This is a genomic window from Clostridium beijerinckii HUN142 (genome assembly GCF_000621745.1).
Taxonomy (GTDB): Bacteria; Bacillota; Clostridia; order Clostridiales; family Clostridiaceae; genus Clostridium; species Clostridium beijerinckii_A.
Window position 1 is genome coordinate 112,967 of the sequence record NZ_JHXK01000021.1, and the last position, 14,097, is coordinate 127,063.

At 28.8% G+C, this 14,097-nt stretch carries 15 protein-coding genes; 3 read left to right on the plus strand and 12 right to left on the minus strand.

Annotated elements, in window-relative coordinates; all coding sequences use genetic code 11:
* Positions 1-105: 105 nt before the first annotated feature.
* Positions 106-852 (minus strand): hypothetical protein, encoded by a 747-nt coding sequence (locus tag T483_RS0111720; RefSeq protein ID WP_026887022.1) that lies wholly within the window; start codon positions 850-852, stop codon positions 106-108.
* Between the two features lie 552 nt (positions 853-1,404).
* Here T483_RS0111720 and T483_RS31580 point away from each other — a divergent pair.
* The gene (locus T483_RS31580) at positions 1,405-1,548 is read left to right on the plus strand and encodes a hypothetical protein (RefSeq protein ID WP_196244869.1); all 144 of its coding nucleotides are present in this window, start codon (positions 1,405-1,407) and stop codon (positions 1,546-1,548) included.
* Positions 1,549-1,658: 110 nt separating this feature from the next.
* On the opposite strand, the gene T483_RS0111730 is transcribed toward T483_RS31580, so the two are convergent.
* The 4 genes from T483_RS0111730 to T483_RS0111745 form a co-directional block, all read right to left on the minus strand.
* Positions 1,659-1,934: a hypothetical protein gene (locus T483_RS0111730; RefSeq protein WP_026887023.1), complete on the minus strand. Its 276-nt coding sequence runs from the start codon at positions 1,932-1,934 to the stop codon at positions 1,659-1,661.
* A 384-nt stretch (positions 1,935-2,318) separates the two neighbouring features.
* Positions 2,319-5,081: a PAS domain-containing sensor histidine kinase gene (locus T483_RS0111735; protein ID WP_026887024.1), complete on the minus strand. Its 2,763-nt coding sequence runs from the start codon at positions 5,079-5,081 to the stop codon at positions 2,319-2,321.
* A 396-nt stretch (positions 5,082-5,477) separates the two neighbouring features.
* On the minus strand, positions 5,478-6,290 hold the full coding sequence (locus T483_RS0111740; protein ID WP_026887025.1) for an alpha/beta fold hydrolase: 813 nt from the start codon (positions 6,288-6,290) through the stop codon (positions 5,478-5,480).
* Between the two features lie 72 nt (positions 6,291-6,362).
* Positions 6,363-6,740 (minus strand): hypothetical protein, encoded by a 378-nt coding sequence (locus T483_RS0111745; RefSeq protein WP_026887026.1) that lies wholly within the window; start codon positions 6,738-6,740, stop codon positions 6,363-6,365.
* A 303-nt stretch (positions 6,741-7,043) separates the two neighbouring features.
* On the opposite strand from T483_RS0111745, the gene T483_RS0111750 reads away from it, so the two are divergent.
* Positions 7,044-7,364: a hypothetical protein gene (locus tag T483_RS0111750; RefSeq protein ID WP_026887027.1), complete on the plus strand. Its 321-nt coding sequence runs from the start codon at positions 7,044-7,046 to the stop codon at positions 7,362-7,364.
* A 243-nt stretch (positions 7,365-7,607) separates the two neighbouring features.
* Positions 7,608-8,654 (plus strand): galactose ABC transporter substrate-binding protein, encoded by a 1,047-nt coding sequence (locus tag T483_RS0111755; RefSeq protein WP_026887028.1) that lies wholly within the window; start codon positions 7,608-7,610, stop codon positions 8,652-8,654.
* Positions 8,655-9,240: 586 nt separating this feature from the next.
* Here T483_RS0111755 and T483_RS32460 read toward each other — a convergent pair.
* From T483_RS32460 to T483_RS0111790, 7 genes are all read right to left on the minus strand, one after another.
* Complete coding sequence (locus T483_RS32460) at positions 9,241-10,026, minus strand: cell wall-binding protein (protein WP_026887029.1); 786 nt, start codon at positions 10,024-10,026, stop codon at positions 9,241-9,243.
* A 301-nt stretch (positions 10,027-10,327) separates the two neighbouring features.
* Positions 10,328-10,756: an N-acetyltransferase gene (locus T483_RS0111765; protein ID WP_026887030.1), complete on the minus strand. Its 429-nt coding sequence runs from the start codon at positions 10,754-10,756 to the stop codon at positions 10,328-10,330.
* 74 nt (positions 10,757-10,830) lie between these two features.
* Positions 10,831-11,118 (minus strand): hypothetical protein, encoded by a 288-nt coding sequence (locus tag T483_RS0111770; RefSeq protein ID WP_026887031.1) that lies wholly within the window; start codon positions 11,116-11,118, stop codon positions 10,831-10,833.
* A 216-nt stretch (positions 11,119-11,334) separates the two neighbouring features.
* On the minus strand, positions 11,335-11,529 hold the full coding sequence (locus T483_RS0111775) for a hypothetical protein (protein ID WP_026887032.1): 195 nt from the start codon (positions 11,527-11,529) through the stop codon (positions 11,335-11,337).
* 342 nt (positions 11,530-11,871) lie between these two features.
* Complete coding sequence (locus tag T483_RS0111780) at positions 11,872-12,921, minus strand: galactose ABC transporter substrate-binding protein (RefSeq protein ID WP_026887033.1); 1,050 nt, start codon at positions 12,919-12,921, stop codon at positions 11,872-11,874.
* A 172-nt stretch (positions 12,922-13,093) separates the two neighbouring features.
* Positions 13,094-13,276: a hypothetical protein gene (locus T483_RS0111785; RefSeq protein ID WP_026887034.1), complete on the minus strand. Its 183-nt coding sequence runs from the start codon at positions 13,274-13,276 to the stop codon at positions 13,094-13,096.
* Positions 13,277-13,323: 47 nt separating this feature from the next.
* The gene (locus T483_RS0111790; RefSeq protein ID WP_026887035.1) at positions 13,324-13,773 is read right to left on the minus strand and encodes a GNAT family N-acetyltransferase; all 450 of its coding nucleotides are present in this window, start codon (positions 13,771-13,773) and stop codon (positions 13,324-13,326) included.
* Positions 13,774-14,097 lie beyond the last annotated feature (324 nt).

Here is a 14,097-nt window from a genome sequence, read left to right on the forward strand (position 1 = left end):
AAAATCTCAAATTATTTATTACGCACATTTCACATAGTAAGTATTTCATAATAATTCAACTTTGTAAGTATTTCATAATAATTCAACTTTCTTAAGCAAATCTCTTTAGCTATCTATTTTTACATTTGATACTTTTGAATTTATATTAAATGTAGCACTATTATCATCAATTTTAACATCATTTCCCACTTCAATACCTCTATTAGTTGGCCCAGTTAGATTAATTGAGCTTTCCTTAGGTATTTTAATCTCCACATCTCCAACCTTATCATTAATATCATACTTATAAGCAGGATCTAGACTCTGTAAGTCCAATTTAACATTACCAACACTAGCTGTGAAATTTCCTTGTTTTAATTCTCCTTTATACGCTAAATTTCCTGTCTTCATATCAGATTTTAAATTATCAAAATTTCCTTGCAATTCAACATTTCCCACAGAGCTTTCTATATCTAACATACCAATGTTTTTAGGAATACTAATAGTAGCTTCTATACTTCTTGAGTTTAAAAGAAAGCCATCATCTTTTTCAGGTTCTATATTAACAGTACCATCTGAAAATGTGCATTTAATATTATCTAGTGCTTCCTGCAACTTTTCTTCATCTTCTCCTCCAACAGATTTTCTCATACTAATTTTTACTTCATTAGTGCCACTCTTTGTAATTTCTAAATTACTGCATTTATTGCTAATCACCAATTTATTATCATTAAACTCATAGCTATAGTTGCTTTCCGCTTCCTTAGTATACGGTGATGTTTCCTCAAAAAAATTAGTGTTATGTTCTTTGTAACATGATGTTAATGTAAACATTGTACTAATACATATTATTATCAAAATTATTTTCTTCATATCTTATTACTCCTTATCTTGAATATAAAATCATTACATAACTATTTATAGATGCCAAATAGAACAATTTCTAAAAATTTAAGTGTCACTTTTTCAAATTATAATCAATTGATTTTTTATTTATATTTTCATAAATAACAATTCCATCTTATTTATTATCAATTCATTCTCGCTCTTAATTATAACATATATTGTAATTTTATCATTATTCTGTATAAACATTGTCTTAAAATCAAATAAATAGAAAGGTAGATCAAGTATTTTCAACTTAATCTACCTTCACGGATGTTTTTTAACTTTATTTTAAATTCTCGACTAGAATCATAATATACTACTATTAGCTGTTAATCTATTTATTATTTCACTCCCTACAAAATAAAAAATATACCTTTAATTAATAATCTTTTTTAAGTCAAAGACAATTTATGCATACAAATTTTAATTATTAAAATTTCAATAATCATCTTCACTTTTCTATATATCTCCTAGAAATTAGTTTATAATTATTAATGAATTAGAATTTTTTATTTAGATCTTAAGGGGGAATTCAAAATGGCTGGTTGTAACGAAAAGAATTGTACATGCTCTAATATCGCTTGCGAAAGACATGGTAAGTGCTGCGAATGTGTTAACTTTCATCGAGGTAATGGAAATATTGTAGCTTGCTTAAGAGATTTTAATGTTGAAAGCAAATAATAGAAATTCCTTACCCAAAACCATCTCAATCTAAAGCCCTATTAGGCTTTAGATTGTCATATTAATTTTTCTTTAACTTTTATTTACATCAATTAACGTAAAGTTTTCTTCTACTCTAACTCCCAACCATTTTTAGCACACTCTTCAAGTCCTTTTAGTATTTCTATCGCTCTATGAACTAAATTCAATTTGGCAAACTGCTCAGCCATTGGTATATCTTCTAGATTATTTTCTTTTTGATACCGCTCCTTTTCAAACATTATGTTACGTCCATAGGTCTTTGTATGGACACTGTTTATAACTTGCCATATTTGGCCTTCATCTTTATTAATATTTTTGCAAAATTGCTGTACTTTTTCTTCTAATAACTCTCCACTACACATCATAATTTTATTATCTCCTTGATTTAACTTAGTCTATTAATCTTAATCCTTTCCAAAATATCCATTTTTAAAACAACTCATGTTAAATCATCTTTAATTCCCTATAATCTGAAATTTTTGCAGAATCTAATTAGAATATCTATCTCGTTCTTTCACATAATAATAGTGCAATCTGATAACTGCCACTAACTACACCCCAAACCATTTCCTCAAAATGGTGGTTGTCACTTGTTTCATAAGAATAGGAGCATAACTATGTGTTATTCACTCCTATTCCTTATTATTTTTTCAATAGAAAACATAATAACTCACCTCTAAATGATTTTATATTTTAATACATTATTTTATTATTCATATCATATGGCATTTAAATATAAATACTTTTATCTATAAATATATATCAGAAAATTCTATGTTAGTAGTCTGGACAAGTCGATTGTCATTCATTAAATCAATCATTGGCTTTTCGTTTTGTTCTTCTATTACTTTCTCATCAGCAAGCAGTATTTTAAAAGTTGCACCTTTACCCAAGTTACTTTTTACTGTTACACTTCCACCCAATGCTTCAACAAATCTCTTTACGAGCGACAAACCTATACCTGTTCCTTCCGCCTGCCTTGATAATGAACTCTCTACCTGTCCAAATCTTTCAAATATTACATCTACCTTACTCTTCGGTATGCCTATCCCATTATCTTTTACTTCAACACACACATTAGTTTTCACTGAATGTAAATTTACAACAATAGATTTGCCTGCTGGTGTAAACTTTATTGCATTAGAAAGAAGATTCAAAATGATTCGTTCATATTTTTCATCATCAATCCCTATTATTTTTTTTGTAAGTTTTGATACGAATGTTAACCTTACTCCCTTTTTTGATGCAAATTCATATACAGATTCAGTTATGGCTTTTGTTAAAAAAACTATATCTATATTCTTTTTATTTATCGTGATACGACCTGCATTAGCACGTGTAATATCAAGAATGTTATTAACCAGTCTTAATTGTCTATTAGTATTCTGCTTAATAGTTCCCATGTATGTTTTTATCTTTTCAGTCATTTGGTTTGAATAAATCAAATTTAGAGTTTGTATAGCTGTATTAATTACATTAAGTGGTGTTCTGAATTCATGAGAAATAAATGATAAGAACTCATCTTTCATTTCCATTGCCTGCTCAAGTCCTTCATTCTTTTCACGCTCTATAGATAACAGTTTTTCTTGTACTTCTTTTAAATCTTGTTGACTTTTCATCATTTCAGTCACATCAAGAAAGCTCACCACTCCATACAAAAAATCGCCACTACTATCATAGACTGGTGTTCCACTGATAATATTGTAATATTCCATACCATCTTTTTTAAAATTCACAATATTATTTTTTACTATTTCTCCACATTTTACGCGATATATCGGAGTTTCCTCAATTAGCATTTTATTTCCTTCCAAATCGTAAAGTTCTGTAGCTCTATACCCGTCTCCTAATTCTTTAAAGTCTTCGTAAAGACGTTCTCTAGCCACTTTATTTTTAATTACATACTTGCCATCCTTGTCAAATACGTAAATTGATTCCTGCATATTGTCTAATATAACTTCAAACAGTTCTTTCTGTTCTTTGATATGCCTCTCATAATCAACTTGTTCTGTCACATCACGATTAATAATAATCCCTAATCTAACTTCGCCACTGTCATCAAAAACAGGTGTTGCGTTAAAATCAAAATGGAAGGCATCGTCTCCGTGCTTTACAACTATCCTCTGATTTTTAACTTTTTCACCTCTTACAACCTTCACAGAAGGAAAGTCTTCAAGTGAAATGCGTTCGCCTTTTTCATCGTAATATATTTCACCAGCTTCAAATGACTCACCAGCCTTATCAACCGTCTTATCAAGCGAAGTAAACTTTTTAGTATACTCAACTACTTTTTTATTTGTTCTTGTATATTTACCATATTTATCTACAACCGTTAACCCATCTGCCATATTATCTATTATTATTTCTAATTCTTCTTTTTGCTGTTCTATAATTTGATTTTGAATTTGTAATTCCTTTTCCATTTTCCTATTCTCTGTAATATTGCGATTAGTTTCAAGTATGATTTGCTTTCCATTTTCGTCTACTATTAGCTGCAATCTAGTTTCCACTATAAGTTTTGTTCCATCTTTTTTAGTTTGCTCTATTTCTGAGTTCCAAATTCCTTCACTTAAAAGTATTGATTTTATAATACTAAACTTAATCGGGAATCTGGTTTTTAGCAGATTATGGCTAACACATCCAATAGCTTCTTCAGTGCTATAACCATACTTTTCCTCTGCACTTTTATTCCAATATATAATAGACCCATTAATCTCCCAAGCTAAAATAGCATCATGGGAAAGATTTAATAGGTTGGCCTGCATCATCAGCTGTTCATTTTGTTTTTCAATAATCTTTGCTTGTTCTTCTATTCTTTTTCTATTTAAAGCTTTTTCTGTTATATTTGTTGTAATTTCAATGCAATATTTTAGAATTCCATCCTCAAAAACCGGAGCTAGACTGGCCTCCCAATATGTCACTCCTCTTTCAAATTCAAACATATATTCATCACTGTAAAACGGTTTCTGTGTTGAGAGTACACCTCTCCATATATCTTCTGATGAACTTCCAGCCCATCCTGATATTATTTCATGTAACATTTTGCCTATTGAATTTTCTGCCTTGTTAAATGGCTTATCAAGAAAATTTAGATAAGTTTGATTTGCTTTCAATAGAGTTATATCTGGAGTACTAAAAACAGCAATTCCAAACTTGTTATGAGAGCATAACGCTTCTATAGATGGGAATTTGACATCCAGACGAGAATTTGGTTTTTCTAAGAAAATATACACCTTCCCAAGTGCATCCTCTACCATATCTATATTTATAAACCTGGCATCTAAGGATTTAGTAAAAAGAAAGTAATCTTTCTCCCTATCAGTATCTTCTAAATCGGCATTAGGTCCGATTCTCAAAATACTGAATACTTCTTTAATGTTTTTGTTTAATAGTTCTTCCTCTGAATACTCAGTCATTTCGACAAATAATTGACTGATTTCAGTAGCGATTCCATTGTTTACCACTATATATAATTGTCCACCAATGAAATCGAAGGAGTTATAAAGTTTCATAATAAAGCCCTCCAATTTTCAGCTTTTTTTTCATTTGTGCTGTTGCACATATTTATTATCTTACCATGATATTCCATGCAATACTACTATTCTACTGCGTTAATAAGCAATTTATCGAGCAATTCTGCACATTTACAAAAAATAAATGTATTTCTTTTATTTATTCTCAATTATTCTTTACATATTATGTAATATCTTTAAATTACATGTAAGTTACTTAACTTTAATTAACATATTTTATTAAAAAATCCATTCTTATCTTTGACATTAAATTGATAAATGTTTAGTATTTTCAACAAATAAAAAATACCGCAAATCCAAATTTATGAATTATACGGTATTAAATAACTATTCATCTGAAATATTTATTTAATGGTGTTTTCTTATTACAAAACTTTATTCTTCTATGAATTTCATTAGCTCCTTATTGAATTCTTCACGTTGATCATAAAATGCCGCGTGTCCACTATGCTTGAATGGGATAAGCCTTGAATTTTTAATCATTTTTTCTTGTATCTGCCCTAGTTCGAATGGAACAATTTTGTCATGAATTCCATGAATGATTAGAGTCGGAACATCTATATCCTCTAAATCAGAAAAGAACACTTCATTTATCCAAGCTCTTGCAATTGCTGCTGTTGACCATCCTGCTGCCTGTAAACCCAATTGAAAAAACCACTGTGAAAAAGCTTCTGTTATATGCTGATAAAAGAACATATCACCAAATCCTTGAAGCATTTTAGGTCTATCAGTATATGTCCCTTCAATAAGCTGTAACACTGTTTCCTTATCTAAGCCATATGGAAAATCAGGACGTTTAATAAGACTTGGAGCTACTGCCCCAAAAAGAGCAAGTTTTGATACTCCATAACCTTTATGACGGGCCATATATCTAACAGCAATTCCACCTCCATTTGAATGTCCTGCTAATGTTATATCTTTTAACTTTAATGTATCAATTACACATTTGACATCATCTGACAAGGTATCAAAATTGTAGCCCTTATATGGTTTATCTGACTCTCCAAATCCTCTTGTATCTATACCAATGCACCTATATCCCATCTTCGGCAAAACATCAAATTGATACTCAAACAGTTTATGACTTCCTGGCCAGCCGTGTATAAATAAAATTGTTTTATCAGCACCCTCATTAAGGTCTTCAACATAAATCTTTACATCTGGTTCTACTTTAACATAGTAGCCCATTACAATAACCTCCAAAAACTATCTATAATCTATATCATATAAATTAAAGCATAGATTGGTGAATCATCAATTCTATATTTTGATACCGTTCCAATAATCAATACCATTTAGCCCTCCATATTGATTACGTCCACATCCCCATGTACCATTAAATCCTATTTTTCCATTTCTCTTATAAAATTCAAATTTAAACGATCCAAATACACAAGCGCTTTCAGGATATGCATGAGGATAAGATACTGTTGACCATATACCTGTTAAAGTCAATATACTTGCATTATAATAACCATAGATGTATGGATACTTTCCCACTACCCCATTTGGTGCTAATTCTGTTAGACTTATAACACCATCTATTGCTCCGTTATTTATAGATGTTTTAATTGAATATTGTCCTAATATTTCTGCAAATTCTATTTTATCAGCCGAAGCCTCATAATAAGATTGCATTATACTCTTCCTTTAGCATTATTTATTCTAATTAATAGTATATGAATTTATATTGATATAAGTTTATATAAAAATATATTACTATGATATTTTTATTAAGATAAGATTTACTGAGGATTAAGATGAATATACTCAAAAAGTTACTGTCATTTGTTATCACTTTTGTATTGTTATTGGCTGCCATCCAATGCATACTGTTAACTTTTACTTAATTCATTTACTTTGAATAATTTTGCTTAGTACTCACATAATAATTAATGCATTATTTAAATAAGCTAAAGTTATGAAAGGTTGATAATTACAATGAAACGATATATTATATTAATTTTTATATTTCTATTAATATCATTTACTGCCATATCGCAACTTGCTTATGGTCAAGTCGGCAAAACTCTTACTCAAGGTATCTATAGTGCACGAGATGCAAATTTAAAAATAGGTTCTTCTATAACTGCAAAAATCAACTCGTTAAATGGTAAAGTTATTATAATGGTTATTGATAGTGACCAGCAGGTGCAAGAATTAGTACGGCTTGGTCCCCAATCACCTGAACACTCTATAAAGCCTCTTGACTATGGGTCATCTATAATAGTTTTTGGCACTAGCTCAGTAACTTTTACTTAAAAACCGTTGTCTACAATTATTTTTCTTTATTTTGCAGATAGCAGATAATTGTAGACAACGATTTTTCGCATTCCCCCTTTATTTAAAGTTAACCTTTTGTCTATTGTCAAATAAATTTAATTTATCAAAAATATAGATACAAAGTCAATGCATAGTACCTCTCATTCAAACGAATAAATTTTATAATCAAAGCTGATCTATTATTATAATTTTCTAATTAAATCGGATACATGGAGGATTACAATGAGCATATTAAAAAAGCTTCTTTTATTGACCCTTTTTATTTTTTTATTAGATACTTTTAAAATTAATACATATGCCACTCCAAATACTAATAACCAAAGTCCAGTTAAAATAGCAGTATTTTTGCTTGATACTGATGAACTGTTTCTCTCCTACTTTTCAGAAAGCCTAAGAAATATCCAAAAAGAAAATGTAAATAAAGTTGAATTTACTTTATTTGATTCAAACAGAAATCAAGGCACTGAAAATGATAATATTACTAAAGCACTTGATCAAGGTTTTGATCTTTTTGTAATAGAACCAGTCACTTTTAAAGTAGAAGAGTTAAGAAATATTTTTGACATGATAAACCAAAGGAATGTTCCATTTATATTATTAACATCACCAAGCAGACAAGTATCAAATTTTGTTAAAGAATATCCTAGGACTGTCATTATAGGTGGCGATGATGAACAATCTGGCATTATGCAAGGCAAACTCCTCATTAACGAGTGGAATTCCAATAAAACATATATTGACCATAATAAAGATAACATAATGCAGTATGTGCTACTAAAAGGACTTTCAAGTGATCCTGCAACTAGCATCAGAAGTAAATATCCAATACAAACACTTAATGAAGCAGGAATAAAGACTCAAGAACTTTTCTCTAATTCTTGTAATTGGGATAAAAATTGTGCAAGAGACACTATAGAATCAATTATCTTAACGCAGAACGGTAAAACTGAAGTAATAATTGCAAATAGTGATGACATGGCAGTTGGTGCTGTTGAAGCGCTCCAAAAGTACGGATATAATACAGGAAACAAATCAAAATATATTCCCGTTGTTGGGGTTGGCGGATTACCAGAGGCTACTGAATTGATAAAACAAGGTTCTATGACAGGGACTGTTATACAAAATCCTGCTGATTATGCAAACGCAGTTTACTCCATAGGAATGAACATTGTTTCTGGAAAAACCCCTCTTATTGGAACAAATTATAAATTTGATGATACAGGTAATACAGTTAGGATTCCTTACAAAGAATATTCTAAACAATCATAGATACTTTTTTAACATGAATAACTTTTTTCATTACTTTTCCTATAAATAAGTAACTTATTCTTTTAAAGTAAAGTTATATTTTTCTGAATTTAATGATTATATATAATTATTTTGGTCCATAATTATAGTAGACATGAATTACTATTCTCCTAATATTATATATAAGATAAGGCAGCTTTTTAAATTGCTGCCTTATTTATGTTCTTATAATTAAATTTAAAAAATCCATATATGGTAACATCCTCTTTAACTTTTGTTCTTAATAGATTTATTAAAGTTTGTTAAATTAATTTTTAAAGTTAGTTATTTATTTCTTATTCATTTAATAATATATCTATGAGCAAACATTTTCAATCCTTTAATATACTTAACAAAGAGAAACTATATCTCGCTTTTAGTTCCTCTTTGTTATCTAACTAATTAAGTTTTTACACTCTTTTACTTCCAATTTTCCTATTACCCATATTATGTAATAGAAACAATAATAAATTTGTTTCATCTAAAAGAAAAATAAATGGAGAAGTTATAAACTAAAACCCAACAAACAAGATATGAGATATAAATTTAATTTCATCATTAACTAATCTCATTGATTTTTATAATTATCATCCCATTCGTTTGTTGTTAAATAAGAAGAATCAACTGATTTTAGATATTTATCAATTTTATCTGTATCTAGTTCCCCTTTTATGACATTATAATAGTTATCATTAATAATTAAAGGACTTACAAATGTTATACGCATCACATCTTTATCATTTATATAAAAATGTGCAGAGTGTATATATCCATCTGAAGCTTCAACGTTTGTTGCCTTTTTAATAGTATAGCCATCTAAATATCCCATGAATTCCTTAACTTTTTGTTTATCTTCTACTTTTATTGATTTACCCCCTCTTCCATCATAGAATACTATTTTTGTAACATCATCAAACTTTATACCAGTTACACCACTTATCTTCTGAGATTCAGGGTCAGCATTTGTTGAAGTATTGATTGTACTACTATTATTTGTAGAGCTTGTATTAGTTATATTTCCAGTAGTGCTATCAGCATTCTGAATCCATGCCCCATTTAAATCTACTGAATAACCGCCGATTGTAGTACTTTTAGCCATAACACCACTATTATATAAATAATACCATTTTCCTTGATATTGTACCCATCCTGTTTTCATATAACCATAGGTATCAAAATAATACCATTCTCCATTAATGCTTCTCCAACCTGTAGCATATCCAGTTCCTTCTGTATACCACCACCCAGCATTATCTTGTTTCCAATCAGCCCATGCTTTAACTGGCGCTACTGCTAAAACGCTTGTAAATACTAAACCAATTGTAATTAATCTTTTTAGATCTTGTTTTTTCATTTTATCACCCCCTATTTTTTTATATTTACTAATCCTCATCAACTGATTCCAGTATAGTATTAAAATCCTAATGCTAATAAGTCTTTCTATTTTAATTGCTTGAAGTGTTATAATTATAACTAAAAAAAATTAATTCAACCTTAATCTTAGATTATAATTATCTTAAATCACATTTTTATCAATCTATAAAAGTGCCATAAAATCACTTTGAAAAATATGGCACTTAGAAATTTCATTTTATTTACTTGAAATTTAATATTCTATATTAATGTATACACATACTCATATAAAACCTTATGGACTATTTTTCTTCAAATGACATTATATACTCAATTTCTTTTGTATCATCATTTACATGTTCATCTATAACTTTGAAATTGTTCTTTTTATAAAAATTTACTGCAGTTTTGTTCTTTGTAAATACATGCAATGTAAGATAAGAATATTTAGATTTGCAATACTCTATAAGCTTCTTGCCCACACCTTCTCTTTGATATTCTTCTTTTACAAAAAGTCCAGCTATATAATTTTGTTCTACAATTCCTATAAATCCTTTTATAACATTATTTTCTTCAAATATATAAATATCTGCTGACGGAAGCATTTGTTTAACTAATTCAAAATTATCCTTCCAATATTCCCTAGGAATAAAATCATGTGCCTCTATATTTGTATTAAGCCAGATCTCCATTACCTTATCTAAGTTATCTATTTTAAAATCTTTAATCATTTTCTTCTCCTTATTTCTTATCTCTCTAAATTACTAATCAAGTTATATTAATAAGCTTCTTATTTGTTATAAATTTAAGTTTTTTTCTTTTTCTTACGTATCCTTATACTACTTTGATCATTATTCATCCCTGTCTTTTCTATTAACTTAGTACCAAATGCGGCAACCTCTTGAACATCTATTACAGTCATACAACCGGTTTTTAACTCTTTTAATTCAAAACTTCCTCTCATCCCCTGCTGCTTTGCATTCCTTATAAGTTCTCTTAATTTTAATATATTTTCTTCTGTTGGTTCTTCATCTGTTACAGGCGTAAAATATCCAATATACCCACTTTTGAATACTATTTTTATTTCTAACATCTTTTTAGACCTCTTAAAATTAAACTTACTATCTTTATATATATTCATTAATAAAGTCCATACATGTCATTATTTCAATATTTTTATAATTGAAATACTTAAATATTTTATAAAGCCAACAGCTTGTACTACTAATTTACAACAACCAACTATATAGGTTCCTTAATTAAACTATAGATGAATTTTATTTTTAAGTGCACTAATTATCATAATTACTTATATCTTGCCTTTAATAAATTTTCTAATTAGAGCATCTCCAATTAAAATTAGTGGCACTGCTATACAGAGATATTCCCACAATTTTAAATCTAAATCATCTTTTATAACCATTGCAATCAACAAACTAATAGCCCACCAAATACACTGAATGGCTTTTAGTGTTCCATTAGAAAAACTAGGCTTCTTAAACATGGAAAACTCCTTTCTTACTTACTAAAAGACAAACTTCTCATTTTTATATAACTTTACATTTACCATAACAAATTAATTATACCACATTATCCAATCAATTCCATAAAATTACAGACAAGTAAATCCATTTTAATTATGTAGATTTAATATAAAAACACCACAAAATCATTAGATATTGCAGTGTCAATTTATATATAATTTCTAAATAACCCATTCTTAAATATTAGTTTAAAACCTATTCCTTATGCACCTTAAAGAATTGTCAGCTTACTATTATACTTTGTATACATAATCTTATAAACTAGGAATTTTATTAATCAGAAATTTCCTAGTTAAATCTCTTTAAGCAACATATTCATAGTATGGCAAACGGACAGCAACTTTTGTATCATCAAACTTATATTTAGTATCATAAAGTGGATCTCTACCTTCAAATACATTCATACCTATTGCATAAATAGCTTTTGCCATTTCAGATGGATCTTGCATAACAGATCCTGCCATAAAACCTTTTTTAATTAATTCTTGTGCCTCTGCTGTAGCATCAATTCCAACAACAACTATTGTTTTATTTTTCTCTCCTAAATTGTGTCCATATTTTTGCAGTGCTTCAACAGCTCCTATCGCCATCTCATCATTGTTTGCAATTATTGCCTCAATATTCTTATCATATTGTAGAAGTAGTGAACTAATATTTGTTCTAGCTAAGTCCCTTTGCCAATCAGCAGCCTTCAATGCAATCTGCTCAGTTTTTATTCCTGCTTTATTTATTGTTCCAATAGAAAATTCCGTTCTTTCCCGTGCCTCTATACTTCCATGTTCTCCCTCCAACACAACATACTGCAAAACTCCATTATTATTTTTATCTATAAGATCTCTATTCTTGTTCCATATATCAACAATAACTTTTCCTTGCATCTCTCCAGCTTCTTTAGCATTTGTTCCGACGTAATAAGCTTTCCCATAAGATTTAAGTACATCAACAGATACTGGTTCTCTATTAAAAAAAATTATAGGGATATTTTTCGACTTAAATCTCTCAATAACATCCTGTGCAGCCTTCGTATCAACTAAATTTACCATTATGATATCCGCACTATTACTAGCCAAATTACTTAATACTTCATCTTGTGTGGATTGATTACCTTTTCCATCATAAAATCTAAAAACTACTTTCCCTTCATTTTGCTTTTGAATTTCTTCTAAGTTTTCCCTGACTAAAGAGACATATTTATCCTTGAAATTATATAGTACTACATCTACCATTACGGCTCTCTGCCGTAATCCGTTTGTTCCTGCGCTAACTCTTTTAGTATCACATACTGATACCTCCATAGCAAACATCATGAATATAATTTCTAGGATTGCTAATATTCTCTTTGATAACTTCATTTTAAATCCTCTCTTTCACTTTTGTTTAACATTATTGTTATCATTAGTGAAAGAAAATATTTATTTTAACTTTTATTCATATTAAATTTTATCAAAGACTTTATAAAACAAACCAGTTAAATTATATGCCCTACTATATGATAAACTGATTTTCATATCATTTTATTATGTATCACTTACTTTTGCTTGATTTACTATCTTTTAAATACTTAGTTCTACTTAATCCGACATAGTATAATCCTAAAAGAATAAAAGTACCTCCTCTTAAATAACTTTTATCACTTAAACTCATTATACCTGAAACTATAAAACTAATGCTTGCAAATAACATCAATTGCCATGTTTTTATGCTCAATTTTTTCTTCCTCCCTATTAAAAATTTCTGCTGTATATACTTTATTATTATACAATCTTCTTTTCAAAGCAAATTGCTTTTAAATTTCCATTATATTTTCCATAATTCTGTATTTGATGATACCCTCTTTTTTTATAGAAGTTTACGGCCTGATCATTTATTAACCTAGTTTCAAGCCAAATAGCAGAGTAATCCATTTTCTTTGCCTGAAGCTCTAAATATGATAGTATTTCACCTCCAACGCCCATTGTCTTCACCTTTGCAAACATCCGCTTAACTTCCGCTACACTTTTATTAATACACCGTATTCCTCCGCAGCCTATGGCTTCTCCATTATCATTATATGCTACCACAAACAAAGAACGTGGGACACAGACATCCTCTTTGTTAAAAGAATTCTTTCCACTATCTCCAGTTATATGTTCCAGTTCTTTGGACAATTCATCCATTAAACGTATAGAATCCGGATCGCTTGGGTCTTTTTCAATAATTCTCATTGTTAATATCTCCATTCATATAAAATAGAATTTATTTTTCAATAAAAAATCTCTCTAACAATAAATTTATAAGAATTGAATTATTTATTTTAAATGTTCTAGTAAATCTTTGGCTCACAGCAAAATTTTATATTATAATTCTTTTTTAATATACTATTAATAATTATTTATAAAACTTACTATCAATAATACCTATTTTATCTAGACATATATTCTAAAAATTTTAATTCACCGAAGTTTATCCTAAACTATCAGATAATGCAAGTTAAATAATTTTATAAAGAATCAATTATATTATTTAAAACCTATATATGATAAAATCAT

Excerpts from the sequence above, each read along its gene's own strand:
- T483_RS0111720 (WP_026887022.1), bottom strand. The coding sequence starts at position 852 with ATGAAGAAAATAATTTTGATAATAATATGTATTAGTACAATGTTTACA.
- T483_RS31580 (WP_196244869.1), top strand. The coding sequence starts at position 1,405 with ATGGCTGGTTGTAACGAAAAGAATTGTACATGCTCTAATATCGCTTGC.
- T483_RS0111730 (WP_026887023.1), bottom strand. The coding sequence starts at position 1,934 with ATGATGTGTAGTGGAGAGTTATTAGAAGAAAAAGTACAGCAATTTTGC.
- T483_RS0111735 (WP_026887024.1), bottom strand. The coding sequence starts at position 5,081 with ATGAAACTTTATAACTCCTTCGATTTCATTGGTGGACAATTATATATA.
- T483_RS0111740 (WP_026887025.1), bottom strand. The coding sequence starts at position 6,290 with ATGGGCTACTATGTTAAAGTAGAACCAGATGTAAAGATTTATGTTGAA.
- T483_RS0111745 (WP_026887026.1), bottom strand. The coding sequence starts at position 6,740 with ATGCAATCTTATTATGAGGCTTCGGCTGATAAAATAGAATTTGCAGAA.
- T483_RS0111750 (WP_026887027.1), top strand. The coding sequence starts at position 7,044 with ATGAAACGATATATTATATTAATTTTTATATTTCTATTAATATCATTT.
- T483_RS0111755 (WP_026887028.1), top strand. The coding sequence starts at position 7,608 with ATGAGCATATTAAAAAAGCTTCTTTTATTGACCCTTTTTATTTTTTTA.
- T483_RS32460 (WP_026887029.1), bottom strand. The coding sequence starts at position 10,026 with ATGAAAAAACAAGATCTAAAAAGATTAATTACAATTGGTTTAGTATTT.
- T483_RS0111765 (WP_026887030.1), bottom strand. The coding sequence starts at position 10,756 with ATGATTAAAGATTTTAAAATAGATAACTTAGATAAGGTAATGGAGATC.
- T483_RS0111770 (WP_026887031.1), bottom strand. The coding sequence starts at position 11,118 with ATGTTAGAAATAAAAATAGTATTCAAAAGTGGGTATATTGGATATTTT.
- T483_RS0111775 (WP_026887032.1), bottom strand. The coding sequence starts at position 11,529 with ATGTTTAAGAAGCCTAGTTTTTCTAATGGAACACTAAAAGCCATTCAG.
- T483_RS0111780 (WP_026887033.1), bottom strand. The coding sequence starts at position 12,921 with ATGAAGTTATCAAAGAGAATATTAGCAATCCTAGAAATTATATTCATG.
- T483_RS0111790 (WP_026887035.1), bottom strand. The coding sequence starts at position 13,773 with ATGAGAATTATTGAAAAAGACCCAAGCGATCCGGATTCTATACGTTTA.